Genomic DNA, 23,804 nt, shown 5'->3' on the forward strand with positions numbered 1-23,804 from the left:
AATCCGCGGCGGCATCAGTGGATGTCACTGAAATCGAACCCGCGCAGCCGGCGACCGCCACCCTTGTTCCCAGCGAGCGTCGTCCCTCCGCACTGATGCTCCACCAGCCGGCACCCACCACGGTCGCGCATCGCGCATCCGAGCTGGATCCCGCCCCGATGGTCGCGACGGCCCGGGAGGTGGTCGACTTCATCGGCCGGGGTTTCACCTGGCCGATGCGGGTGGACGCGAGCGGCTCGATCGCCCTGACCCGGGGCCCGGTCGACGTGGACGCCTCGGTCCGCCTGATCCTGCTCACCGCGCCCGGCGAGCGGGTGATGCGGCCCGAGTTCGGCTGCCACATCCACGACCTGATGTTCGAGCCGGTCAACCCGAACACGCTGGGCCTGATCAAGCACTCGGTGCGGGAAGCCCTGGCTCGCTGGGAGCCGCGGATCGCCGTGGAGGAGGTCGACGCCCGGCCCGGCGACGAGGCGACCGGCCAGGTGAGCATCCACGTCGGGTACCGGATCCGGGCCACCAACGACCGCCGCAACCTGGTGCACCCGTTCTACCTGATTCCGCAAGAAGGCGAGTCCACCGTCTGATGCCGTTGCCCGTGCCCACTCTGGACGACCGTAAGTTCCAGGACTTCGTCGACGAGGCCAAACGAGCCATCCCCCGGCACTGCCCGGAGTGGACCAACCACAACCTCAACGATCCCGGGGTCGCCCTGATCGAGCTCTTCGCCTGGATGTGCGACCAGCTCACCTACCGGCTGAACCAGGTGCCCGAGCGGCTCTACCTGCAGTTCCTGGATCTGCTGGGGATCCAGCCGTTCGCCCCGGGGGTGGCCGCCGCGGACCTCACCTTCTGGCTGTCCGACGTGCTCGACCACGAGGTCCGGGTACCGGCCGGCAGCCAGATCGCCACCGGCAGCGGGATCATCGGGGAGGCCGTGGTGTTCGGCACGACCGAGGAACTGGTGATGGTCCCGCCAGTGCTGACGCACGTCGTGGCCACCACTGCAGAAAAGACGAAGGACCTGATGCCCTCGCTGAGCGCGGGCATTGCCGAGCGGTGCTTCGAGGTCGAGGGCGACGCACTGAACCTGGGCTTTGCCCAGCCGCTGATCGGGCAGGCGCTCAAGCTCACCCTCTCGGCCACGGCCCAGGGCGCGGGCATCCACCCGGACCATCCACCGGTCGTCTGGCAGTCGTGGAACGGGCAGGACTGGGCACCGGTGCCGGTGCACCGCGACACCACCGGCGGCCTGAACCGAGCCGGGGAGATCATCCTGCTCATGCCCCGCACCCATGGGGCCCGCGTGATCGGCGACGCCACCGCGTACTGGGTACGGGCGGTGCTCAAGGACCCCGATCCCGGGCACCCCAGCTACCTCCGGCCTCCCGATCTGCTCAGGATCTCCGCCGACGTGGTCGGTGGCACCACCCCGGCGGAGCATTCCGAACTGGTCCCGGCCGAGGTCATCGGCCGCAGCGACGGCCGCCCCGGGCAGGTGTTCAGCACCTCGCGCAGCCCGGTGGCACCCCGGCGCAACGGCGAGCACGTCTCCGTGACCGGACCGGACGGCGAGGACGTGTGGACGGAGGTTGCGGACTTCACCCGCAGCGGCCCCTACGATCAGCATTTCGTCTGGGACAGTGCCAGTGGCGCCATCCGGTTCGGGCCCTCGGTGCGCCAGCCCAGCGGGTGGGTGAAGCGCCACGGCGCCGTTCCGCCCGAGGGCGCACTGATCTCGGTCACCGGCTACCGGGTGGGCGGAGGCGCGATCGGCAACGTCGGTGCCCGCACCCTGGTCTCGCCGCGTACGCCGCTGCCGTACATCACCACGGTCACGAACCTGAAGGCAGCCAGCGGAGGCTCGGACCCGGAGACCGTCGAGGAGGTCAAGGCCCGCGGCCCGCTCGCCCTACGCACCGGCCGCCGGGCCGTGACCGCGGCGGACTTCGAACAGCTCACTCTGGAGAGCAGTCCCCGGATCGCCCGGGTGCGCTGCATCGCCCCGGCCGGTCCCGGCGGCCCGGTCCGGCTGCTGGTCGTGCCGCAACTGCTGCCCACCGACGCCTTCCGGTCGCTGGACGAATTCGCGCTGGAAGATGCTCTGCTGCAGCAGGTCACCGCGGCGCTGGAACCCCGGCGGCTGGTGGGTACCAGGATCGAGCTGACCACCCCCTACTACATCGGAGTCTCGGTCGAGACCACGATCCGGGTGACGGCCGGCCGGAACGCGGCGAGCGTGCGCTACGAGGCCGAATCATTGCTGCGCACCTGGCTGGATCCGCTGGACGGAGGCGCCGACGCGACCGGCTGGCCCTTCGACAAGACCCTGACCGCGGCGGCCATCGCCCTGCGACTCGAAGGTCTGGACGGCGTGATGGCGGTGGAGGACGTGCACCTGTACGCGTACGACTGTCGTCTGGGAACTCGCGGCGGGGCTGCTACCGAGGTACTGAAACTGGAAGCCGACAGCTTGTTTCTGCCCGCCGAGCTGACGGTGATCACCCGGTGAGCGCGCCTGCGCCGGGGTGGCTGGCCCGGCAGTTGCCGGTGGCGATGCTGCAGGACGACTTCACCGCCCGCTTCACCTCGATCTTCGAGGAAGTCGCGGACACGTTGCGGCAGAGCACCGACAACATCGGCCGGGCTGCGGATCTCAGTGTCACTCCGGATCCGGTGGTGCCCTGGCTGGGCAGCTGGATCGCCGCCCCAGCCGATCCCGAGGAGGGTTCGTACGACCTCCGTGAGCGCGACTGGGTGAGTACCCAGGGCCGGGCGCTGAGTGCCCGAGGCACCCGCACCGGTCTGCAGGAGATCCTCCAGGAACTGTCCGGCGGGTATCCGGTGGAGATCATCGACGGCGGCGGCATCTACCGTGAGGGCCAGTGCCCACCGGAAAGCCAGGGCTGGGTGCAGATCCGGATGCCGTTGCCGGGCCGAGCCGAACCGGAACACGTTCTGGAGCTGATCCGGGCCGAGGTACCGATCGGCATCGATGTGGAACTGCTGGTGGTGCCCACCCCGGACGATCCGCCCGAGGCCTTCGCCGAACCGCTTCGCCTGCCCAGGCGATCTGAGCCGGCGATCGAACCGCAGACGTACGCCGCAGTGCCCGGTGGTCCTTACTTCTGGGACGGTGGAACGGGGGACGTGTATCCGCCCCTGCGTGAGGACGTCGAACCAGCGGTGGTGGAGACGCCCGATCCGGGCCTGCCCGATGTCATCAGGCGCCTGCCCGGCACCGGTGGTCTGGCAGTACGCCCGGACTGGATCTGCCCGGCCTGTGCCGAGCCGGGTGATTCACGCGAACCAGCTTGCCGGCGGTGCAATTCCCCTCGCAAGCCGGTGCCGGTACCAGCCGCTCCCGTACCAGAGCCAGAGGCCGAAGAACCGCCGCTGTGGTCGCAGGAGCCGTGGGAAGACGAGGAGCCTCGCCGGATTCCGGTGAGTGACCTACTGATGGCCGGGCTGCTCCTGGCGCTGGTCGTCGCCGGGTTCCTGATCTTCGGTCGGTAGCCGCACCCGGGGCGGGTTCTGCGGATCGATCACCCCGGTGTCGACCAGGATCGTCTGGGATTCATGCCCTTCCCGGGAGAACTTCATCGCGTACAGGCCCGGTGTCACCCTGGTCGTCCAGTGTTTGCCCCTCACCGTCACGGGCCGAGGAACGGCCCTGCGTGGGTGCAGGTGGCCCAGATCGCTGATGCCGGCCAGGGTCAGAGCAGTGACTTCGAGCGTGACGCGGTCCGGGTTCTGCACCCCCTCGGCCTGAATTTCACCGCGAATCTCCATCGGGGCAGGCTTCACCGACGGAGCCTCCATCCACGTTTCCTCACGCGGCTCTTCGCGAGTCTGGGCGTGCTGCAATTCCGACCGCACCGCCTGGCCCGGCTCCCGGACCAACTGCGCCACTGACACAGCGCCCACCAGGACGGCCAGCACCGTCAAGGCGACCAACCAGGGACGTCGGCGAGACTTCGGGCTCGCCCGCACCGGATCCGGTTGCGGGCGTCGTACTGTCAGCTCCGCCGTAGCCGCCTGCATCGGATGCTGGGCGGTCTGCGCGGTCAACGACCACAGATACCGGCCCACCGGAGTCCCGGGCGGCGGGGTGAGATAGACGAAGACATTGGCGGTCTTCTTCTCGGACAGCAGCAGAACCTGCGGCGAGGGGCACCATTCCCGCGGAAACCCCTGGGCCAGAAGCACTACCCGAACCGGCTGATCAGACAGGTTCGTGACCCGCCCTGGAACCACCGCCGTTCCCCCGGCATCCACCAGGGCGTCGTCCACCTCGATTCGCAGATCACCGACCGCGACGGCCCGATTCACCTCTTCGGAATGCACAGATCGTCCTCGAAGGGCTGCTTCTCGCCGGTCTTGCGCAGAGCGAGGCTGTCGACGTCACGGTTCTCGCCTTGAAGCAAAGTGATCGGTACGGCCTCGGAGGTGTAGCCCTCCTTCGTGGCCGTGATCAGATAGCTCCCCGGGGTGGGCAGGTCGGTCGCCACGAAGACGTTGTCGTTCTCGGGGGACTTGGCCAGGGCCGCCCGAGCGCACGGCACCGCAGTGCCTTCGCCGGTAAGGACCTCCACTTTTGCGCCGCTCAGATCATCGATGTTCAGGTCCACGGTCACCGACCCCCGGGCCACGCCGATGAGCATCGTCGGCAGTTCCGTCACGCTGTCCTTGGAGGTCTTGGTATCGCCTCCCCGGGCAACCACTTTCAGCGCCTGACCCGGGTCTACGGCTTGCGGGTACCAGGTAGGCACCAGTCCCGCGCCGCCGAACCGGATCAGGTACTCACCGGCCGTGCGCACCTCCGCCCGCCAACTACCGTCCCGGTTCGGGCGCTCGGCCCAGACCGGGTGCTCGGTGTCATCGACCGGGTAGATCGAGACTCTCATGTCGTAGAGAAGCTGCCGCATGCGCCACTGCGGCATCGATCCGGCGTTACGCGGGGTGGGCGAGTATCCGTCGCCCACTACCTTCACCCGGCCGGAGAAGGAGCATGGGCAGGCGTCGGGGCCGACCTCCGGAGGGCGGGAGTCGGGATCCGCGAAACCGGCCAGCCGATTGTCGGTGTGGACCTGGTCTGCTTCGTTCTTGTGCAGGATGGCGGCCACCGTAGCCACTCCGATCGCCATGATCACCAGGATGGCCAGGAGGCTGCTGCCGAGCGCCAGGGTGGTCCGGCTGATCCAGGGCTTCTGCAGGAAAGCTCCCTGAGTTCCCAGAGAATCGACCGGGATGCCCGCCTTCCGCTCATCGATCGGACGCGGGTCGGCGAAGACCGAGAACATGTGCGGAATCGGCATTCCTGTCCACGGACGATGCCGGGACACCGTCACGCTCGCCCGGGTCCGCTCCCCTGGGGCCAGTTCCACGTGCTCGGGGTCGAAGCGGAAACGCAGTTCGTCTTCCTCGTCCTGGCCGGTCAGGGGTCTCGAGATCGAGGTGTTGCCGGCGTTCTCGATCAGGATTCCGAACCGCGCCTCCTTACCGCCGTGCACCAGGTGCGGTTTCAGGTTCAGCAGAAGCAGTTCCTGGTCCGGGATGTCCACCGTCACTGGGCAGAGCACACATTCGCCGAGGCCACCGATCTCCTGCACCTGCACCGTGATCGGATAGGCACCGGCCGGAAACCCGTCGGGCAACGACAGGTACACCGATACCGTGCGGGTCTCCCCCGGAAAGAGCGAGAAGTCGGCCTCACTGATCTGCGCCCAGTCCGGGTCGGCCCCCAGCACCCGGATGCTCACGCCGGCGATGACGTCACGTGGGTTCTCCACGCTCACCGACATCTGTACCGGCACGCCGGCTTGCTGAACGAAGTGGTTCGGGCTGACGTTGGCGATCACGACGTCACCGCACCGCCTCGTCGTCTGCAGGGCTGAACCGGTACGTCGTCACACCGCGGTTCTTTCCAGGCTGCACGGGAACATCGCGCACCAGCATCGTGCGGCCACCGACCTGGATGGTCAGGTCGTAACGGCCGGGAACCTGCAGTCCCTTCAGATGCAGAGTGGCTGTGGCGGCGCCGGTCAGGTCTGGTTCGGCCAAGGCCTCGTCCTGAGCACCATCACGAGGACGCTCGGTGACGGGACGGCCGGTACCCTCCGGCAGCGGACCCGGATTGCCGTCAGCGGGCGGCAAGGCAACGAGGACGGCTCTCCTCGAGGATGTTTCCAGGTGGCTCGTCATTTGCTCGCGCTGGTTCCCGGGGACCGCTGACGGAGTGGGCGCCGCCGGTGTTTCGTCGAGAGGTTCCCGGGCGTCGGGACACTGCGGGTCGGTCTCGACCGCTTCGGTTGCAGTGGGAACGGGAGTACTCGTCGTCTTCGTGCTTGGAGTAGCAACTACGCGGACGCGTTCTCCCACCAGATCCTCGCTCGTGCGCACCGCCAGGCGATACTCGCCCGGCCGGCTCGGCACCTGCTGGGCCAGAGTGCAGGAGTACGTGTACCAGTAGGAGGGCGTCTGCAGGTCGCGGGCGTGCGGAGAATCGAAGGTGAGCCAGTACTTTCCGGGTGAGATGTTCTCGATCCACCAGGTTCCGTCGGCCGCGCTCACGTCCTGCTCGACGGCCTTGCCGGACCGATCGACCTCCCGGCTGTGGCGATCCAGCTTCTGGCCACCTCGCTCGCATCTCGGCCGAAACGCTCGCCCCGAGAGAGCGTTCCGCCGTGGGCGTAGCTGCGGATCTTCGGCGTCGCAGGCCAGAACCGTCACCCCGGCAACCGGTGAGCCGTCGAACTTGGACAGGACCGTGCCGGAGATCGTGATGGAGACGTCCCTGGGGACCTCTTCGTCGAGGCGGCCCTGCCCGGCCAGGCCCGGGGCCAGTTTCAGCGGTACGGCCGAAGCCTCGACGAACCGCTTCATCCCCAGGTAGGCCAGCACGCACCAGATCGTCAGCATCACGACGAGCCCGATCGAGAACAGCAGCCAGGTGCTGTACCGCGCCTTCTGCCGATAGGTCAGCTGCAGGTCCCGGTTCAGCTCCTGCTGCAGCAACGGCTGCCCGGGCGTGACCGAGAACGCCGTCACGCGCAGGTCGAGCGGATGCTCCAGGGCTGCCCCGACCAGGTTGCGGGGCCCTCGCACCCGGATCAAGGACCTACCGGTCTGCCAGGGCTGCAGCGTGAACTCGTTCGGCTCGAAGCTGACTCCCACGCCGTCGGGCACCTCGACCAGCCGGGGCTGCACCAGCAGCGGAGTGTTTCCGCGGTTGGCCACCGTGAGCGGGAAAACAGTGCGGCGTCCGGCCTTACGCACCGATGGGTGAACACCGACGACCATGGCCGGTTTTGGGTCGACATCGACGGTGAGAGCGGCCTCGCGGCTCTTGTCGGTGGCGGTGGGCCGGACCCGGACCGCCAGTTCGTGCCGGCCCGCCGGCATCTGGGCCGGCAGTCGCACCCGCAGCGGAAGCCTGCGGCGCTCGCCCGGGAAGAGCGTGGGCGTGCTCTCCAGATGCGACGTCGCCCCCGGGGCCCCGGTGAGATCGAGCTGGACCACGTCGATGACGTCGGCGGTGTTGACGACATCGACCAGGAGCTCGGTGGGAACATCCGGCTCCAGCCTGATCTCGTCGTTCAGCAGCGAGACGTCCATCAGCGGGGTTCCCGGACGCGCGAGCGATTCTGGCCGAACCACACCGACCACCGGCTCGGTTCATCCGAACTCGGCCGAACCGGAGCCACGTCGATCCGGACTCGCTCGACCGGCGGAGCGACTCTAGTCTGCTTGTCCAGCGCGACCGCGGCCGTAGCCACGAACACCACCGACGGGCGCAACTTTCCGCCGAGGTTGCCCCACAGATCCCGCCCTCGTACCTGACTGGCGTCGGCGAGCGCGACCTGGGCCGGCCCGATCAGGCCGGGGTACTTCGCCGGAACACTGATTGAGGACGATCGCAGCGCGGCTTTGACGGCGTCCCCCAGCAGTTGATGTTCTTCCCGGACGCCGCCGCCCCAGGCACTGACCAGGTACCAGAACGACATCGCGGGTGCGGCCCGGTCCTGCACCACGACACCGGTGGCATCGCGTCGGGGTGATGGGGCCACGGCCGGCTGAGCGGCCCGGGAGACGTCGAAGAGGAAGAGATTGATCGTGGGACGGGTGATCGAGCTGCCCCAGGTGCCTTCCGGACTCTCGAACGAGACGTCACCGACCTCCTCAGGCAGCGGGAGCTCGTCGCGCAGCCAGATCTCGAAAGCGTGCTCCAGCGCGATTACTGGCATTGTTCCGCCTCCCCGTCCCCGAAGCCGACTTCAGCGCGCACCGGGCGCACCCACGTCTTCAAGCAGTGCTCGTCGGGGGCCGGGCAGCATCGAGCTGCGCCGCCCCATCTTCCGCAGCTCACGCTCCAGGGCTGTGACCAGATGCCGCTGACCGACCGCTCCGTCACCGTCGCCGAAAGCATTGAAAGCGGCCGCCAGAACGACGTTGCGGATCACCCCGCCGGTCAGACCGTCCACCGCCGACAAGGCCAGGGTGTCCACCGGATCACCGGGATCGAACACCGCCACGTTGCGCAGATGCGTGTCCCACAGCGACATTCGCCCGGCCTCGTCCGGCTCGGGGAACGAGAGAATGAAGTGCAGCCGGCGAGTGAAGGCGGCGTCGACGTTGCCCCGCAGGTTCGTCGCCAGCACGACCAGCCCGTCGAACTGTTCCAGCCGCTGCAGCAGGTAAGACACTTCGAGGTTGGCGTAGCGGTCGTGGGCGTCCTGCACGGCCGTGCGGGCGCCGAACAGCGAGTCGGCCTCGTCGAAGAACAGCACGCAGTTCAGCCGTTCCGCCGTGGCGAAGATCCGGGCCAGGCGTTTCTCGGCCTCACCGATGTACTTGTCCACCACCGAAGCGAGATCCACCTGGTACAGGTCGAGCCCGAGGCTGCCGGCCACCGCCTGGGCGGCCAGCGTCTTGCCGGTGCCCGAGCCGCCGGCGAACAGGGCCGCGATCCCCCGCCCGCGTCCTTTGCCCATCAGAGGTCCCTGCGCGAGTACCGCGTCGCGGTGCCGGCCCCAGCTGATCATCTCCTCAAGCCCGGCCCGGGTCGCCGGGGTCAGCACCAGGTCGTCCAGGGTCACGTCGGCCCGGCGCATCACCCCGGCCTGGTCGCTCAGCCGGCGGGCGGCCGTGAGCAGACCTTGCGAGGTGATCTCACCGGTGTCGATCCGGGCCAGGTCGACGACCGTGCGGACCTCTTCCGGGGTGACCCGCAGGGCGAGCAGGTCACGGTCCGGTTCGTCGCAGTGGGCGGCCCAGAGACTGCGCCGATCGTCCTCGTCCAGCCGGGGCGCGGCCACCATCGGAGGGAGCCAGGAGGCCCAGTGTGGGTCCCACGCGGTCTCGGCGACCACGACCACCGGGATCCGGGCCACCGAAAGCCGGTGCAGCAGTGCCGGGGTGGCGTGATCGGTCTCGGCCACAGGTAGCCCGACGACGATGAGGACGCCCCCACGTAGCACCGTTTCCAGCACTGCAGCCCCGACCACGGCGTGGAGGTTCTCGGCCGGTGCACGGCTCAGGTCCACGGTGATCACCTCGAGGCCGTGCTGGGCCGCAGCCCCGGCGGCCATCGAGACTCCGGCCGCGCTGGCCGGGCCGTGCACCCAGATCAGGCTCGCGCCTTCCTGCCAGTACCGCGTGAGGTCGTCACCACCCGGCCAGTCCAGCGGCACCGCGTTGGCCAGCAGCGGGGCCAGCTCAGCGTCCGGCTGGTGATCGCCCAGCAGGTGCCCGGCCACCCGGTCGGGCAGGACCAGCGTGCGCCCCATGAACGGGCCGCTGCCCTGAACCGACATCAGGCCGGTCCGGGACAACGCTCCCCCGGCCCGAAGCCCCGCTCGGACCGCAGGCTCGACGTTGGCCACGCCGAGCACCTCCAGAACCGCGCCGATGGTGGGCCGGTCGACCTGATGACCGGCCGGGCGCAATTGGTCCAGCGCCACCGCCAGCGAAGGGTCGATGTCGGCGGCCACCAGCACCGCCAGCAGATCGCTCTCGAAGTGGCTCAGCCCAGCTGCCCCGCCGAGCTCGTCCAGCGCCTGATCGAGCTGACCGAACAGCACCGGCGCACCGTTCCACGCCTCCACCACGGCGAGCTGGCTGCCCAGCAGCGCATCGACGTCACCGGCCGGCGCCTTGCCCTGCGCGATCGACTGCTCCCGCAGATGCACACGGCGTTGCACTGCGGCATCCAGCCCGCCCAGGAAGCGTTGCCAGCGTGGCGCGATTCCATCCCCCATGCGGGCGAGATTAGCCAGGCAGCATCACCAATCCCCTCCAACTCCTGAGTATCTGGCGAAAGGGAGGATCGTGCGGTGAATCCGGCGTGGCACCCACACCCCGGACCGCACAGTCGGGTAGGTCGGCTCAAGGACAGGGCAAAGCGTCGGTGCCCCGCTGTCTGGCGACAGCGAGGCACCGAAGAGACAGCGGTTCGGCTACTCCTTGCCCGGCGCCACTCGCATCGCCAGGTCGGTGATCATGCCGATGACGCGCTGAAAATCGCCCCTCAGCCCACCGATCTCGGCTTTCACCTCCACCATGTCAGCCTTGAGCCCACTCACATCGGTCTTGAGCTGGCTCACATCGGCCTTCAGCTCCTCCTGTCCGGCCTTCAGCCCGACAACATCGGCCTTCAGCTCCTCCTGTCCGGCCTTCAGCCCGACAACATCGGCCTTCAGCTCCTCCTGCCCGGCCTTCAGCCCGACAACATCGGCCTTCAGCTCCTCCTGCCCGGCCTTCAGCTCGGCAACGTCGGCCTTGACCTCGCGGACATCGGCTCGCAAGCGGTCCTGTCCGGCCCCCAGCTCGACCTGGCCGGCCTTCAGCTCGGCCACGTCGTCCCGGAGTCCGGCCTGCCCCGTACGCAGCTCGAACAAGACGTCCTGCTGCTTTTCGAGGATCTTGCTGTGAGATCGCACCACGGCGATCAGGCTACCCTCCGGCGCCGTGACGACGCCCTTCTCCAGGCCCAGCACGTTCTCTACGGTGGTCATCCGGTCCTTCAGCTTGGCCATCAAACTGCTCCCCGTGTTCGGCTTCCAGTACTGACCACCCGAGACACCTCGCTGTGCCGCCAGACGGCTTCTCGACCCCTTGCGGAGCGCGCCACTCCGTGATCAGGAATATGCCACATGAATCGGGATATTCCCAATTCCCCTCAGTCGCCTGTTGCACGTAGGAGCACTTGCGATGGCACCCGGCTGCCCAGCCCGAAGCGTCCTAAATCAGCGACACTCCTCACCGCGAAGTCGGGTACGTCGGCTCAAGGCCGGGCGCACAACGACGAGTAAGTCAGGGTGGACGGCGACGACAAGACTCTGGCTACGATCGCCGCCGGAGCCGGCGAATCGCGTTCTGCTCTGCTGGAGGACCGCACGTTTCAGGACTTCGTCGACGAGGCCCGTGAGGTGCTCGGCGAGGAGCACGGCGAGCTCACCGAGCTCTTCGCCCGGATGTGCGACCTGTTCACGCACCGGCTCAACCAGGTGCCGGAACGCCTGCATCTGCAGTTTCTCGATCTGCTCGGGGTTCGGCCGTTCGCCCCGGGAGTCGCCACCTGCGACCTGACGTTCCGGCTTGAGGACGAGCTGGAGCGGGAGCTGCGCATTCCGGCCGGCAGCCAGGTCGCCGCAGCATCCGGCGTCGTGTTCAGCACGCTCGAGGATCTGGTGCTGGCCCCGCCCACGCTCACCCGCGTCATCCCTACCGCAGACGCCCTGAACCTGGGCTTCGCCGAACCCCTGTCCGGGCACACCCTGCGGCTCAGGCTCGAGGAATCGGCTGAAACAGTGCGCTGGCAGGCCTGGACCGGCCACGACTGGATCCCGATCCCGGTGCACCGCGCGCACAACGGCGAGTTCGAGCTGCTGATGCCCCGATTCCTGGGCCGCCGCACGATCGCCGAGTGCGACGCCTACTGGATCCAGGCCGTTGGGGCAGGCGCCGGCAAGGTCACCGTGGCGGTCATCGGCGGTACGACCCCGGCCGAGCATTCCGAACTCGTGTCCGCCGAGGTCCTGGGGCACAGCAACGGGCAGCCGGGACAAACCTTCACCACCTCCCAGAGCCCCGTGGCCCCTCGCCAGCACGGAGAGCAGGTGGCGGTCACCGGGCCCGACGGAGAAGACCTGTGGACGGAGGTGGCGGACTTCAGTCGTAGCGGCCCCACCGATCGTCATTTCGTCTGGGACGCGGCGATCCAGTTCGGTCCGGCCGTCCGGCAGCCCGACGGCTGGGTCAAGCAGCAGGGCGCCGTGCCACCGGCCGACGCTCTGATCTGGGTCACGAAGTACCGGGTGGGCGGTGGCGTTGCGGGCAATGTCGCCGCGCACACCCTCACCACCCCGCTGACCGCGCTACCCCGAATCGCCGGTGTGACGAACCGGAAAGCTGCCACCGGGGGCAGTGATGCCGAAACGCTGGAGCAGTTCCGGATCCGGGGTCCGCTCACCCTGCGCACCGGGCAGCGCGCGGTCACCGCCGCGGACTACGAGCAGGTTGCCCTGGCGACCAGCCCGCGTGTCGCCCGCGCCCGCTGCCTTCCGGCCAGTCAGCCCGACCAACCGGCTCAGCTGATGATCGTTCCCCACCGGCCGCCGGCGGGCACCTTCCGGTCAATCGACGATTTCGCGCTGGAAGAGGGCCTGCTCACGCAGCTGACCGACGCGGTGGAGGCTCAGCGGGTGATCGGGACCAGCATCGAACTGACCACGCCGTACTACATCGGGGTCGCGCTGGAGTGCACGATCCAGGTGCACACCGACCAGGCCGTCCGCGACGTTCACACGAGGCTGCGAACCTGGCTGGACCCGATCGACGGGAGCTGGCCCTTCGACCAGCCCCTCACCACCAGGGCCGTGGCTGACCGGATCCGGGCGACCGGCGGGGTCACCTCAATCGAAGACGTCCGTCTGTACGCCTACGACTGTCGCCTCCAGACCCGGGTCGGGCCGGCCCGGGAAACCCTGGAACTCGATGCTGACAGCCTGTTTCTCCTGGCCGAGATGATCGTGGTGACGCTTTGAGCGCCCCCGCCCCGGACCGGCTGGCCCTGCGCGAGGACGTCACGGCCGGCCTGACCGCGATCGTCGAGACTCTGGTCAAGGCCGGCGAGAACCTCGAGCAGGCGGCCGATCTGCATGTTGCACCCGCCCCGATGGTGCAGGCTTTGGGCCGCTGGGTCGCTGCGCCAGACCGTCCTCTCGACCAGCGCGCCTGGATCCGCGCTTACGCCCGGGCCCTCAGCGCCCGCGGTACGCACACGAGCCTGCGTGAACTCCTGCAGGAACTGTCGGGCGGTTATCCAGTCGAAATAGCTGACGGTGGTGGCGTGTACCGCGAGGACGAGTGCCCTCGCCGCAACCCCCAGTGGGTCCAGGTGCGGATGCCGTTGCCGCAGGCGTCTGACCGTCAGGCCGTCCTGGACCTGATCCGCGCCGAGGTTCCGCTCGGCGTCGAGGTCGAGCTGATCGTGGTGCCGACCCCCGACGAGCCCGCCGAGTTGTTCACCGGCCCGCTCCCGCAGCCCGCCGAACCGGAAACCGCCGAGGACGTCGCAACTTACGTTGCGGTTCCGGGTGGCCCGTTCTGCGGTGACGGCGGATCAGAGGACGTTCTCCCGCCCCTTTTCGAGCCCGTCGCACCAACCACTGTCCCGGGTGAAGCAAAGCGTCTTCCCGGCGCCGGCGGTGTTGCGGTCGGTTCCGCGATCGTCTGCCCTACCTGCGCCGAGCCCAGCGCGACCGTCCTGGAGACGTGTCCGCGCTGCGGCTGCACCATGAAAACTCTTCGGACGCCGGATGCCCCCACGCTCGAGGAACCCCGGCGCTCGCCCCTGCCCGATCTGCTGATCGCGGCGGTGCTGGTGGCCCTGGCGGTGGCGGGCTATCTGATCTTCAGCTGAAGGTCAGGCGCAGGTGGTGAAGGTGAACGCGAACGAGGAACGCACCGGCCCGCTGCACACCTGGGTCTGCACCTCGCCCGAGCCGTACCGGTCCTGCGTGGTGTCGGTGGTGACCTCGACCTTGCCGGTCTCCAGCGACTCGTAGGTCTGCTGGATCAGGTCGCCTTCGGTGGTGGGGAAGCTGACCTCGAGGCTGGCCGGGCTGTGCGCATCGACCGCGTCCAGGAAGCAGTCGGCCGCCTGCTCGCTGATCCGCTCGCCCTGTTGCAGCACCGACTCACCGCAGTCCTGGGTGGCTGCCGGGGTCGCGCCGGAGGTTCTGACCTCGATCGCGTCCTCCTGACCGCAGCCCGCGAGCGCGACGACCAAACCGATGACAGCAACGATGCCCAGCCGCACGCGTCCTCCAGTTATTGCTTTTTCGGCCCCACGGGTCCCAGGCGGCCCCGGGTGAAACCGCCCCAAGCCTACCCGGCGAAGCAGCTCTGTGGCGCTCGGCCTCGAGCACGGGCTTTAAGGTCGTTCCGGGAGCGGTGAACTTTTCCGGGATCCGCCGCATCCAAAGCTTCGGGCCCGCCCGGTGACCAGGAAAGGGAAGATCCATGTTCAGCCCCCGCAGCATCCCGCCCGGCCGACGCCGGTTGCTGGGCGCGACGTCGGCCGGCGCGGCTGCGCTGCTGGCTCTGACCGCCTGTGGCCAGGGGGAGCCCTCGGTCCAGACCGTGGTGGACGCGACCGCCGGACCGGTGCTGACCGATCCGGCCGGCTCGGGCGGCAGCACCGGAGGCGCCGCGGGCTGCATGGTGGGCGGCACCGACATCCCGGCCGACGCCGCGGTGGCCGAGGCCGGGGATCTGGACGGCGACGGGCAGACCGATCAGATCTGGCTCGCGATCAAGGGTGACAAGCGCCTGCTCGGGGTGCGCACCGCCAGCGGCGCCAGTTTCTCCACCAGCTTCACCGCCGACCAGGTGGAGAAGGCCTCGGCGACGGCGGTGGCCAACCGCCTGGACGACGAGACCGCGATCATCCTGCTGGCCACCGGTTACAGCGCGGTCCTGTACGCCGTGGTCGACTGCGAGATCGTCCCCAGCCTCAACGTGCAGGGCAACCAGTACAAGTTCGACCTGGGCATCAACGGGATGGGCACCGGAGTCGCCTGCCTGAAGGACGGCGACGACCTCTACCTCGCGGGCTTCAACTCCACCCCGGACGACATCGACAACAGCGACCAGGTGATCCGCACCCGGATCGACCTGGGCGAGAACGGCACCAAGGCCACGAACGGCCAGATCACCGATCTCGGCAACCTCGACTACGACTCGCCCAAGTACAAGAACGCCTACGGGGTCAGCTGCGGCGACGCCGAGACCGTCCTCGAACCCGAGCGCTGACGAGTCCTACTTCCCCACCCGGGCCAGGTCGTCGAAGAAGTTCGGGTAGGTCTTGGACACGCACTGCGGGTCGAGGACGACCACGCCGGGCACCTTCAGGCCGAGCAGCGCCAGGCTCATCGCCATCCGGTGGTCGTCGTAGGTCTCGAAGGCGGTGGGGACCGGGCGGCCGGGGTTCACGGTGAAGCCGTCGTCGTGCTCGACCGCGTCGATGCCGGCCCGCCGTAGCTCGGTGACGACGGCGCCGATCCGGTCGGTCTCCTTGGCACGGATGAACCCGATGCCGCGCACCCGGGTCGGCCGGTCGGCGAAGACGGCCACCGCGGCCAGGGTCTGGGCCGTGTCGGAGATGTCGCGCATGTCGATGTCCACCCCGCGCAGCACCGACGGACCTTGCACGGTGGTGCTGGTGGCGGTCATGGTGACGGTGGCGCCCATCTGCTCGAGCACTCGCACGAACTCGAGGTCGCCCTGCAGAGCGCCGGTTCCGAGGCCCTCCACGGTGACCCGGCCACCGCTGATCGCGGCCGCGCCGAAGAGGTAGGACGCGGCGCTGGCGTCGGGTTCGATCGTGAAGTTCGCGGCCTGGTACGCCTGAGGACTGACCCGGAAGCTGCCGTCGTCCTCGCGGGTCGCCTGCACGCCGAAGGCCTCCATGACCGCCATCGTCATGGTCACGTACGGAACCGAGACCAGGGGCGATGACAGCGTCAGATGCAGTCCCTTCTCCATCAGGGGCGCCGCCATCAGCAGCCCGGACAGGAACTGGCTGCTGAGATGGCCGGGCACGCAGACCTCACCGCCGACCGCGCCACCGGCGGCCTGCACCGGGAGCCGGTCGGCCGCTGGTCCTGATCCCTCGAGCCGGCCGCCGAGCCCGCGCAGCGCATCCAGGAGCGGACCGAAGGGACGGGCCCGGAGCTGCTCAGTACCGTCGACCGTGGTTCGGCCGGCTCGAACCGCCGCCACGGGCAGGACGAAACGCGACGTCGTTCCCGACGACCGCGCCTGCAGAGTCACGGCCGAGTGGTCGGTCCGCGGGTCCCGGCCCTGCACCACCGCCCGGCACCGGTCGCGATCCAGATCCAGTCCGGCACCCAGACCCTGCACGCTGTGCAGCATCGCCTCGGTGTCGTCGGCCAGCAGCACCCCGGAGACCGTGCTGCTCCCCTGGGCCAGCGCCGCGCACAACAACGCCCGATTGGTGATGCTTTTGGAGCCTGGTGGGTTCAGCGTGACGTCCGGTGGGCTCGTCAGGGGCGTGATCGTCACAGACTTGGGCCAGGATTCGCGGGGCAGCGTCACGCTGGCATGATCGAGCATCCGGCCGGGCGCACTCCAGCGGTTTTCCCGGCGCGTCGGATCAGACGTTGCTCAGCCAGGACCAGTCGTCCAGCGCGGCCGAGTAGGCGACCTCGCCCCAGACCGCCCGCGGGTCGGCGTGGTCCTCGGAGGCCATCGAGACGGTGCGGACCAGGCCGTCCTTGGTCTCGGTGATGCCCACGTTGGACTTGGGACACATCCGGCCGGGCAGTTCTTCCAGCTCCTCGCAGACCCGCACCGTGCCGTGCGGGCCGGAGAACTCGGCACTGCGCGCGACCGAGCTCAGCCGGCCCGCCCCGTCGTAGACGTTGGCGACCGACCAGAAGCGCTTGAGCTGGTAGTCCTTGGGCAGCTCGACCGGCAGCGCCAGGCGCACGCCGGGGCTGGTCTGCGCGTAGGCCGCTTCCACCATCTGCCGCTGCACCTGGCTGTTTTCCTGCAGGGCTCCACACCCTACGGTGCTCGCCCCCACGGCGACCGCTACCGCGAGTGCTCTGAGCACACGACCACGCACTTAGGGTTCCCCTCCCGCATACTGCACCGTCGCCACCTTGGGCGTCGGTTTCACGGGGCGAACATTCCCACATCGGCGGGATTTTCGCCTATAGGGGTTTCCCCTGGTCGCGAAAGACCACGGCAGTAATGCGGTTACGTGGCGAACGCCTCTGGTCACCTGGTGCAGCATTTGTGCTCAGGGTCGGCCGGACCGCCCGGGCCCCGAGCGGCGGATGCGCGTGATGGGACCCACGAATTTGCCTATTACTACTGATCATCCAGGGGACGAACGGTCATCAGGGGCCTCGGTACCCAAGTGCCGCTACCGCGGCGGCCAGCCACAACGTCCCCGATTTGTGACTGGCCAACCACGCCGCGCAAGCCGCGATCAGCTACCGAAGCGCCGCCGCGAAGACCGCTCCGGCTGCGGCTGAGGCTCCGAAGTGGCCGCCTGCCGATCCGCAGCGGTGAAACCGGCTGCCTCGCCCCGGCGAGCAGCCCCCACGTAGGAACTGGCCGACTTCATCGCCGACCTCACCCCGGCGCCGCTGGCCGCGTAAGTGATCGACGCCTCCGCCTTGAAGCCCAGCCGACCGCCGGCGTCGATGGCGTCCTGGTTGGCCCCCAGGAACACGAAGTTCCAGCCGTATTCATCGCTCTGCCGGGTGATCGAGGCAAGGACCTGTTCGTGAGTCCACTCCTGCGACGAGTTCTCGTGACCGTCGGTCTGCACCACCAGCACCACGTTTCCCGGGCGCTGATCCTCCGGCAGCGCGGCGAGCTCTTCGCCGAATTCGGTGATGGTCCGGCCCAGCGCGTCCAGCAGCGCCGTGCCTCCCCGAGGTCGCAGCTCGTACGCGGGAGCCTGGTCGATCGGGGTGGACGGGTAGACCGTGGTGTACTCCGTGTCGAAATCGGCCAGCCGGATGGTGCACCGGCCCGGGAGCCCGGCCTGCTCGGCGATGAAGGCCGCCAGGGCCTGCTCGGCGTCCCGGGCAATGCCGGCCATCGAGCCGGAACGGTCCATGACCACGGCGATTGCGGTGAAGTTCGGGTCGGTCATCGTTTTCGTGTCCCCTTCGATCCGGACGGTGCCGGCACCCCGGATGGTGCGTGAACCGTCCCCAAGCAGACAAACGATGCCCGCGCCGCACTCGTTGCACAGCAATGCCCGCCCAGCCGAACTCGCTGGGCGGGCATCACCGGGTTTCAGCGCCGGGTCAGCGGAACCTTCGACCAGTCAGCCAGAGACATGTCCGAAGCCAGGTAGAAGCTCGGGTACGCAGGCTGGTTGTAGGTGGTCTGCTGCCGGGCGATCTCGGCCCGGTACTGCGGGTCGTGCATCAGCGTGTACAGCTTGTGCTGGGTGACTTCGGTGCTCAGGTAGATCCGGATCGCCGAGCTGTCCGCGGTGCGCACCAGCAGTTCCTCGCGCCAGTCACCGAACACGTCGGCGATCAGGCCGGCGTTGCCCTTGGTGTGGTTGTTGGCCAGCGTGCCGGTGGCCGTCAGCAGGGTGCCCCGCTTCCAGTCGTCGATCGTCGGCGTGACCTCGAGCGAGCCGTTCAGGAGCTGGGTGGTCAGGTCGCCGGCCCAGCGGATGCTCTGGTTGGTGCCAGGGATGGTGTCGGTGACCACCTTGCCCTTGGCGGTGTGCAGGCCCAGGGCCTCGGAGCCGCCGGGCATGCTCGCCCAGGACTCGATGCCCGGCTCTTCCGGCAGCACGTCGCCGATCATGCCGCGCCCGGTGTCGCGCCCGGAGTAGGTACCGAAGAGCACCTCGCCGGTCTTTCCGTCGCGCATCGCCATGCCGTAGGGGGCGTACGTGCCGCCCTCGTGCACGGTGAAGATCTCCAGGCCGGGGCGGTCGGGATCGATGTCGGCCACGTGCATGGCGTCGCCGTGTCCGAGCCGCGCCTGTACCCCGGGCGTTGCGCTCCCCTCCGGCATTTCAGCAAAGGACGAGTACAGCAGGCTTCCATCGTGGTCGATCGTTGCGCTTCCGTAGACGATCTCGTGCTTACCGTCGCCGTCCACGTCCGCCGCGCTGAGCGAGTGGAAGCCCTGCGTGGTGATCTTCCCGAACTCCTTGCTGGTGCCGTCCACCCCGTGCGGGCCGTCGTTGAACGGGTTCTTCATCGGGGTCCAGCCGCTGTCCACGTACCACTGCTCGGTCAGCTTCTTGCCGTTCCAGCCGTAGGCCACCAGCGTCGTGCGGGTGTAGTACCCCCGGGCGAACACCGCAGACGGACGTTTGCCGTCCAGGTAGGCCACGCCGCTGAGGAAGCGGTCCACCCGGTTGCCCGGCTCGATCCGCGCCATCGCGTAGTCGCCCCACAGCAGGCCGTCGTCGGTACGGCCGGGCTTGTAGTCGGCGGTCTGCAGTTCCTTGCCCGTGGCGCCGTCGAACACCGTCAGGTACTCCGGGCCGTCCACGATGAAGCCCTCGAAGTCACGCAGCACGTTGCGGGTGCTGCGGGCCGGGGCGTAGACGTCCATGAAGTAGTCGGTCAGTTTCTCGGCGTCGGCCTTGCTGAGCGGGTACTGGTACTGCGGCTCGATCCCGAAGGCCTCCTCCAGGGTCTTGGGCCAGTTCCCGGCCTTGACCTCGGAGTGCTTCTGCCAGTTCTGGAACATGTCCACGACGTGCGCGTAGTACCCCGACTTGCTGAGCCGATAGTCGTCGGAGTGCTTGACCCCGGCCTGGGTGTCGCGCTTGGGCAGCGTGATGAACTTCTCCGAGGTCACCTTGCCGGCCTTGTTGTACCGGGTGATCTTGGTGCCGGGAGCGGTCTTGAACATCATCTCCGAGCGGCCGTCACCGTCGAAGTCGTAGACCAGGAACTGCGTGTAGTGCGCCCCGGCGCGGACATTCACCCCTAGGTCGATGCGGTGCAGCAGGGTGCCGTCGATCCGGTACGTGTCGATGTACGTGTTGCCCGTGTAGCCGATCTGCGAGACGTCCTTGGCGTTGCTGGGGTCCCACTTGACCACGTACTCGTACTGGCCGTCGCCGTCCACGTCGCCCACGCTCATGTCGTTGGCTGAATACGTGTACGCCTCCCCGGCCGGCGTCGTACCCCCGGCCGGCTTCTTCAGGGGCAGGTCGTAGCTCTCCCCCGACCAGGGTTTCACGCTGGTGCTCTTGCCGTACTCCGAGCCCTTACGCACCGGCACCACGCGGTACGTGGCCTTGGGATCGCCGGTCTTGTCCAGGTAGTTCGTGCTGTCCTTGACCGTGGCGATCTTCTTGCCGCCTCGGTAGACGTTGAAGTCCGTGCCGGTCAGGCCGGTCTTGGAGTGCCCGGTGGCTTCCTCGCCGAGCAGGCGCCAACTCAGGAACACGCCTTCGTCGGTGCTGGCCGCGACCAGGCCACGGTCCAGGTCTTCCAGCTGGACCTTGCTGCCTTTGCTTTCGCCGGGGGCTGCCGAGGCGGGGGTCCCCGCCAGGATCAGGCCTACCCCGGTCGCGGCGGCTACGGTCACCTTGAGCAGGGTGCTGGCTGCCAATTTGGGACGTGGGTGCGCGCCACGGTCTGCACGTTGCGTTCCGGGGTGATCAGCCCGGGCAACGCTGTTGGCGCTGGCGCGGTGATCAGCCCTGGTGGGGTAACCGGCTTCGACGGCATCGGCCCGGCTGCCCCCGGCCGCGGGGTTGCTCTCGTCGGGGCGGGCGGCGCTCAGGCGCCAGCGCGACGCTGGGCGGCGGTCGCGGCTCGGGTGGGGACTCGTCACTGGGTCTCCTCTTACCTCTTGCTCTGGTCACGTCGAGCTCGGGCCGCTTCTGGCGCAGGCTCGCTGGACTCGGCTCCGATACGTCGAGACAGGTCGGTAAATCGATTCAGTAGCCGGTGCGTCACAGCTTTGCCCGGACTTTTCCACCCTGTCAACGGCCTTGCGGAAAGCGGTTACCCAGTTTTCCCGATCCAGAGTGAACCGTTTCAACGAGCCGGCCGACCGGCGCCGGGCTCCGGCCCGCCCCACCCGGCACGCCCGGGTTCCGCATCGCCCGAACGGGCACAGCCGCTCGGCGCCCCTCGGCTTCGCCCGGTCGCTGTTCGATACCCCGGTGACCGTCTTCCCCAACGAGAGGCTCGTCATGCGTGTCTTCCGCGCCATCGCCACCGCTGCCCTGGCCGCCGGACTGACCACCGGATCACTGGTCGCAACGACCGAATCGGCCCAGGCCGCCCCTTCACCCCGGACCGCCTGTTCCGGTCTGGCCGACTGCCGGATCGTCAAGCAGATCGACGTGGACGGAGACGGCGCCAAGGACGAGGTCGGCGTGCGCCAGAGCTCACGGACCTCGCTGCAGTTCCGGGTACTCACCGCTCGAAAGCGATTACTGGTCAAGCGGATGCGCATCGAGCGCGGCGTCGGCCAGGGCGCCTACTTCGGTGCGGCCCGCATTGACGGTGTGCGCGGCGCCGAACTGGTCTACGCCTACGCCGTGGGTGCCAACACGGTCTGGTACAAGACACTGACCTATCGCCAGGGCCGACTGGTCCTGGTGAAGTCACCGTTGTCCGAGGTGTACTTCCCCGGCCAGTGGCCGCTGGGCAGCTCCTACGGACTCTTCTCCGGCGTGACCCGAAAGGTCAAGAACGGCAACGTCTCCGTGACCTTCCACGACGGAGTCCGCGACCATGCCGGCGACCGCGGCTGGGACATCGTCAGCACGACCTACGTCTGGCGGAAGAAGACCGGCGGGTGGGAACAGCAGTCCGTGCGCAGTCTGCACACCAGGTCGGAGAAGAAGGTGTCGGCGCACTACCAGGGCTGGCACGTCCCCGGCCTGCCGAAGGGCTGAGAAACCTTAATCCCAGCTGAATTACCAGTTCAGGGGCACCCTTTGGCGCATAAAGTGCGAACCTGTGAATCCGTCGATACGGTTTTGGCATCCCACCGGGACAAACGCATCAGCCCAATGGAAAGGTCCCCCCGTGTCGTTCATCTGGGCCATCATCGCCGGTCTCATCATCGGCTGCCTCGCCCGGCTCGTCCTGCCCGGCAAGCAGCACATCCCGCTCTGGCTGACCATCGCGCTCGGCGTGCTCGGCGCGGTCATCGGCAACGCGCTGGCCGGTGCCTTCGGTGTCGAGGACACCCGGGGCATCGACTGGATCCGGCACATCCTGCAGATCGGGGCGGCCGCCGTCCTGATCGCGGTGATCGAGCCGATGTGGTCACGCCGGTCCGTGAACCGCTGACCCAGGCACCAGTTCGGCCGGGTCGTCTCTACGGAGGCGACCCGGCCGTCCTTTGCTCACTCGGGTTCTGACTGCCGGTATCCCCCGGCCCGCAGGCCGTCGAGCACCAGGCCCAGCCGACGTCGAAAATCCTCGCGGGTCTGCTGATCGCACGCCCGCACGATTACCCCGCGCTCCAGGATCAGCTGGTTCAGGTCCACCGGCGTCAGATCCGGCCGCACCCGGCCCGCCGCCTGCGCCTCGGCCAGCACCTGAGCCGCGAAATTCTGCGCATGGCAACACAGGTCGCTCAGCGGCTCGGACTCCGGCATGGCCCGCATCAGCACGTCGTTGGCGGCCGGCTCGTCGAACTGCAGCAGCCAGATCCCCAGCAGGTACTGCTCGAACCGCTCCAGCGGATCGTCCAGTTCGGCCACCGCGGCAACGATGCCCTGGATCCGCTCGGCTACCAGATCCTCCACCACCGCGTCGATCAGGCCGCGCCGACTCCCGAAACGGTGGTAGATCGTCCCTTTGCTGACCCCCGCCGCCCGCGCCACCTCGTCCAGAGGCGTGCTCAGGCCGCCGGTCCGGAAGACTTCCAGAGCGGCCAGACGGATGCCCTCGGCGTTACGACGGGCATCCGCGCGCCGAGGGCGATCCGGAGTGCTCACGCGGACGTTGCCGCCCGGTCCTGCCAGGACAGGTCCAGGGCCCGCTGGAACAGCTCGAGCGGCTGAGCGCCGGAAACCGCGCGCTTGTTGTCGAACACGAAGAACGGCACGCCGGTGATGCCCAGCGCCTGCGCCTGCTGCACGTCGGCCTGAAACTCCAGCTCGTACGCGTTCTCGGCCAGCGCCTTGGCGGCCTCGGCGCGGTCCAGGCCGATCTCGGCGGCCAGATCGGCCAGCACCTCGAAGTCGGAAACGTCCAGCCCGTCGGTGAACTCGGCCTTGAACAGCCGGATCACCATCTCGTGCTCGCGGCCCTGGGCCTTGGCGAAGTGGATCAGCCGGTGCGCGTCCTTGGTGTTGGCCACCAGCGCGTCGTCGAACCGGTAGTCCAGCCCGAGCTCGGCGCCCCGGGTCCGGAACATCTCGTGCGAGGCCTTCATCTGCTCGGCCGGGAAACCGCGCACGCCGACCAGGTAGTCGATGGTCTTCATCGGCTTCACGGCATCCGGGTGCAGCTGGAAGCTGTGGTAGCGGACCTGAATCGAGGACGCGTGCGGGGACGCGTCGATCGCCTGCTGCAGGGTGGCGTCACCCAGGTAGCAGAACGGGCAGACGATGTCGCTCCAGACATCGATCGTGATCGGGTCGGCCGCCGGGCCGAAGGCGCTGCTCATCAGGCGCACACCCCGTCCGGGCCGCACACGTCGGCGCTCTGCCCGGGGTTCAGCACGGTCAGGGTGGTCAGGACCGGCACGACCGGTTCCGAGGGCGCCGCCGCATCGGGCAGCACAGAACTTGACTCCAT

The 23,804-nt window shown here is 68.5% G+C and carries 23 protein-coding genes; 8 read left to right on the forward strand and 15 right to left on the reverse strand.

The annotated features are described in order from the left end of the window. Positions 1-17: 17 nt before the first annotated feature. The 3 genes from LR394_RS05990 to LR394_RS06000 are packed head-to-tail and all read left to right on the forward strand — an operon-like array spanning position 18 to position 3,516. Entirely contained in the window at positions 18-587 is a 570-nt protein-coding gene (locus LR394_RS05990) for a GPW/gp25 family protein (RefSeq protein WP_231439369.1), read from the forward strand. Next, complete coding sequence (locus LR394_RS05995) at positions 587-2,512, forward strand: putative baseplate assembly protein (protein ID WP_231439370.1); 1,926 nt, start codon at positions 587-589, stop codon at positions 2,510-2,512. The genes LR394_RS05990 and LR394_RS05995 overlap by 1 nt, the downstream gene beginning before the upstream one ends. After that, entirely contained in the window at positions 2,509-3,516 is a 1,008-nt protein-coding gene (locus LR394_RS06000) for a hypothetical protein (RefSeq protein ID WP_231439371.1), read from the forward strand. Before LR394_RS05995 ends, LR394_RS06000 begins: the two co-directional genes overlap by 4 nt. Here the strand turns inward: LR394_RS06000 and LR394_RS06005 are convergent. From LR394_RS06005 to LR394_RS06030, 6 genes are all read right to left on the reverse strand, one after another. After that, on the reverse strand, positions 3,454-4,347 hold the full coding sequence (locus LR394_RS06005) for a COG1470 family protein (RefSeq protein ID WP_231439372.1): 894 nt from the start codon (positions 4,345-4,347) through the stop codon (positions 3,454-3,456). The genes LR394_RS06000 and LR394_RS06005 overlap by 63 nt on opposite strands. Then, positions 4,329-5,861 (reverse strand): COG1470 family protein, encoded by a 1,533-nt coding sequence (locus LR394_RS06010; RefSeq protein ID WP_231439373.1) that lies wholly within the window; start codon positions 5,859-5,861, stop codon positions 4,329-4,331. Before LR394_RS06010 ends, LR394_RS06005 begins: the two co-directional genes overlap by 19 nt. Positions 5,862-5,865: 4 nt before the next feature. After that, the gene (locus LR394_RS06015; RefSeq protein ID WP_231439375.1) at positions 5,866-7,617 is read right to left on the reverse strand and encodes a hypothetical protein; all 1,752 of its coding nucleotides are present in this window, start codon (positions 7,615-7,617) and stop codon (positions 5,866-5,868) included. Next, positions 7,617-8,246 (reverse strand): Pvc16 family protein, encoded by a 630-nt coding sequence (locus tag LR394_RS06020; RefSeq protein WP_231439376.1) that lies wholly within the window; start codon positions 8,244-8,246, stop codon positions 7,617-7,619. The genes LR394_RS06015 and LR394_RS06020 overlap by 1 nt, the downstream gene beginning before the upstream one ends. A 30-nt stretch (positions 8,247-8,276) precedes the next feature. Continuing rightward, complete coding sequence (locus LR394_RS06025) at positions 8,277-10,259, reverse strand: ATP-binding protein (RefSeq protein WP_231439377.1); 1,983 nt, start codon at positions 10,257-10,259, stop codon at positions 8,277-8,279. Between the two features lie 198 nt (positions 10,260-10,457). Beyond that, a complete protein-coding gene (locus LR394_RS06030) occupies positions 10,458-11,036 on the reverse strand; it encodes a hypothetical protein (RefSeq protein WP_231439378.1) in 579 nt (192 codons plus the stop codon). A 282-nt stretch (positions 11,037-11,318) separates the two neighbouring features. Here LR394_RS06030 and LR394_RS06035 point away from each other — a divergent pair, with 282 nt between their 5' ends. Both LR394_RS06035 and LR394_RS06040 read left to right on the forward strand, forming a co-directional pair. After that, positions 11,319-13,046 (forward strand): putative baseplate assembly protein, encoded by a 1,728-nt coding sequence (locus LR394_RS06035; RefSeq protein WP_231439379.1) that lies wholly within the window; start codon positions 11,319-11,321, stop codon positions 13,044-13,046. Continuing rightward, positions 13,043-13,924, forward strand: coding sequence for a hypothetical protein (locus LR394_RS06040; RefSeq protein ID WP_231439380.1), 882 nt, complete (start codon positions 13,043-13,045; stop codon positions 13,922-13,924). The genes LR394_RS06035 and LR394_RS06040 overlap by 4 nt, the downstream gene beginning before the upstream one ends. A gap of 3 nt (positions 13,925-13,927) precedes the next feature. Here LR394_RS06040 and LR394_RS06045 read toward each other — a convergent pair whose 3' ends face one another. Next, positions 13,928-14,323 (reverse strand): hypothetical protein, encoded by a 396-nt coding sequence (locus LR394_RS06045; protein WP_231439381.1) that lies wholly within the window; start codon positions 14,321-14,323, stop codon positions 13,928-13,930. 203 nt (positions 14,324-14,526) lie between these two features. Between LR394_RS06045 and LR394_RS06050 the strand changes: the two genes are divergently transcribed. Next, positions 14,527-15,318: a hypothetical protein gene (locus LR394_RS06050; protein ID WP_231439382.1), complete on the forward strand. Its 792-nt coding sequence runs from the start codon at positions 14,527-14,529 to the stop codon at positions 15,316-15,318. A 6-nt stretch (positions 15,319-15,324) separates the two neighbouring features. Here LR394_RS06050 and aroA read toward each other — a convergent pair whose 3' ends face one another. The 5 genes from aroA to LR394_RS06070 form a co-directional block, all read right to left on the reverse strand. Next, positions 15,325-16,623, reverse strand: a complete 1,299-nt coding sequence (gene aroA / locus LR394_RS06055) for a 3-phosphoshikimate 1-carboxyvinyltransferase (protein WP_231439384.1) — start codon at positions 16,621-16,623, stop codon at positions 15,325-15,327. 58 nt (positions 16,624-16,681) lie between these two features. Then, positions 16,682-17,065 carry a hypothetical protein gene (locus tag LR394_RS06060; protein ID WP_231439386.1) on the reverse strand — a complete coding sequence of 128 codons (384 nt, stop codon included), beginning with the start codon at positions 17,063-17,065 and terminating at the stop codon, positions 16,682-16,684. 367 nt (positions 17,066-17,432) lie between these two features. Further along, positions 17,433-17,504: a KxYKxGKxW signal peptide domain-containing protein gene (locus tag LR394_RS43560; RefSeq protein WP_407936997.1), complete on the reverse strand. Its 72-nt coding sequence runs from the start codon at positions 17,502-17,504 to the stop codon at positions 17,433-17,435. A gap of 20 nt (positions 17,505-17,524) precedes the next feature. After that, positions 17,525-18,199, reverse strand: coding sequence for a vWA domain-containing protein (locus tag LR394_RS06065; RefSeq protein WP_231439388.1), 675 nt, complete (start codon positions 18,197-18,199; stop codon positions 17,525-17,527). A gap of 146 nt (positions 18,200-18,345) precedes the next feature. Beyond that, on the reverse strand, positions 18,346-20,622 hold the full coding sequence (locus tag LR394_RS06070; protein ID WP_407936998.1) for a rhamnogalacturonan lyase: 2,277 nt from the start codon (positions 20,620-20,622) through the stop codon (positions 18,346-18,348). A 445-nt stretch (positions 20,623-21,067) separates the two neighbouring features. Between LR394_RS06070 and LR394_RS06075 the strand changes: the two genes are divergently transcribed. Further along, positions 21,068-21,946 (forward strand): hypothetical protein, encoded by an 879-nt coding sequence (locus tag LR394_RS06075; RefSeq protein ID WP_231439391.1) that lies wholly within the window; start codon positions 21,068-21,070, stop codon positions 21,944-21,946. 133 nt (positions 21,947-22,079) lie between these two features. Then, positions 22,080-22,346 carry a GlsB/YeaQ/YmgE family stress response membrane protein gene (locus LR394_RS06080; RefSeq protein WP_231439392.1) on the forward strand — a complete coding sequence of 89 codons (267 nt, stop codon included), beginning with the start codon at positions 22,080-22,082 and terminating at the stop codon, positions 22,344-22,346. A gap of 56 nt (positions 22,347-22,402) precedes the next feature. Here the strand turns inward: LR394_RS06080 and LR394_RS06085 are convergent, their stop codons facing one another. Genes LR394_RS06085 through LR394_RS41275 form a run of 3 tightly spaced genes read right to left on the reverse strand, consistent with a single transcriptional unit; the run spans position 22,403 to position 23,804 of the window. Next, positions 22,403-22,999: a TetR/AcrR family transcriptional regulator gene (locus LR394_RS06085; RefSeq protein WP_231439393.1), complete on the reverse strand. Its 597-nt coding sequence runs from the start codon at positions 22,997-22,999 to the stop codon at positions 22,403-22,405. Next, entirely contained in the window at positions 22,996-23,673 is a 678-nt protein-coding gene (locus tag LR394_RS06090; protein WP_231439394.1) for a DsbA family oxidoreductase, read from the reverse strand. The genes LR394_RS06085 and LR394_RS06090 overlap by 4 nt, the downstream gene beginning before the upstream one ends. Next, positions 23,673-23,804 carry a hypothetical protein gene (locus tag LR394_RS41275; protein ID WP_269328760.1) on the reverse strand — a complete coding sequence of 44 codons (132 nt, stop codon included), beginning with the start codon at positions 23,802-23,804 and terminating at the stop codon, positions 23,673-23,675. The genes LR394_RS06090 and LR394_RS41275 overlap by 1 nt, the downstream gene beginning before the upstream one ends.

This window comes from Kineosporia babensis (assembly GCF_021129305.1).
In the GTDB taxonomy this organism is placed as follows: Bacteria; Actinomycetota; Actinomycetes; order Actinomycetales; family Kineosporiaceae; genus Kineosporia; species Kineosporia babensis.

Coding starts and splice junctions, on each gene's coding strand:
- LR394_RS05995 (WP_231439370.1), top strand. CDS start 587: ATGCCGTTGCCCGTGCCCACTCTGGACGACCGTAAGTTCCAGGACTTC.
- LR394_RS06015 (WP_231439375.1), bottom strand. CDS start 7,617: ATGGACGTCTCGCTGCTGAACGACGAGATCAGGCTGGAGCCGGATGTT.
- LR394_RS06020 (WP_231439376.1), bottom strand. CDS start 8,246: ATGCCAGTAATCGCGCTGGAGCACGCTTTCGAGATCTGGCTGCGCGAC.
- LR394_RS06025 (WP_231439377.1), bottom strand. CDS start 10,259: ATGGGGGATGGAATCGCGCCACGCTGGCAACGCTTCCTGGGCGGGCTG.
- LR394_RS06030 (WP_231439378.1), bottom strand. CDS start 11,036: ATGGCCAAGCTGAAGGACCGGATGACCACCGTAGAGAACGTGCTGGGC.
- LR394_RS06050 (WP_231439382.1), top strand. CDS start 14,527: ATGTTCAGCCCCCGCAGCATCCCGCCCGGCCGACGCCGGTTGCTGGGC.
- LR394_RS06065 (WP_231439388.1), bottom strand. CDS start 18,199: ATGACCGACCCGAACTTCACCGCAATCGCCGTGGTCATGGACCGTTCC.
- LR394_RS06090 (WP_231439394.1), bottom strand. CDS start 23,673: ATGAGCAGCGCCTTCGGCCCGGCGGCCGACCCGATCACGATCGATGTC.
- LR394_RS41275 (WP_269328760.1), bottom strand. CDS start 23,804: ATGGAGTCAAGTTCTGTGCTGCCCGATGCGGCGGCGCCCTCGGAACCG.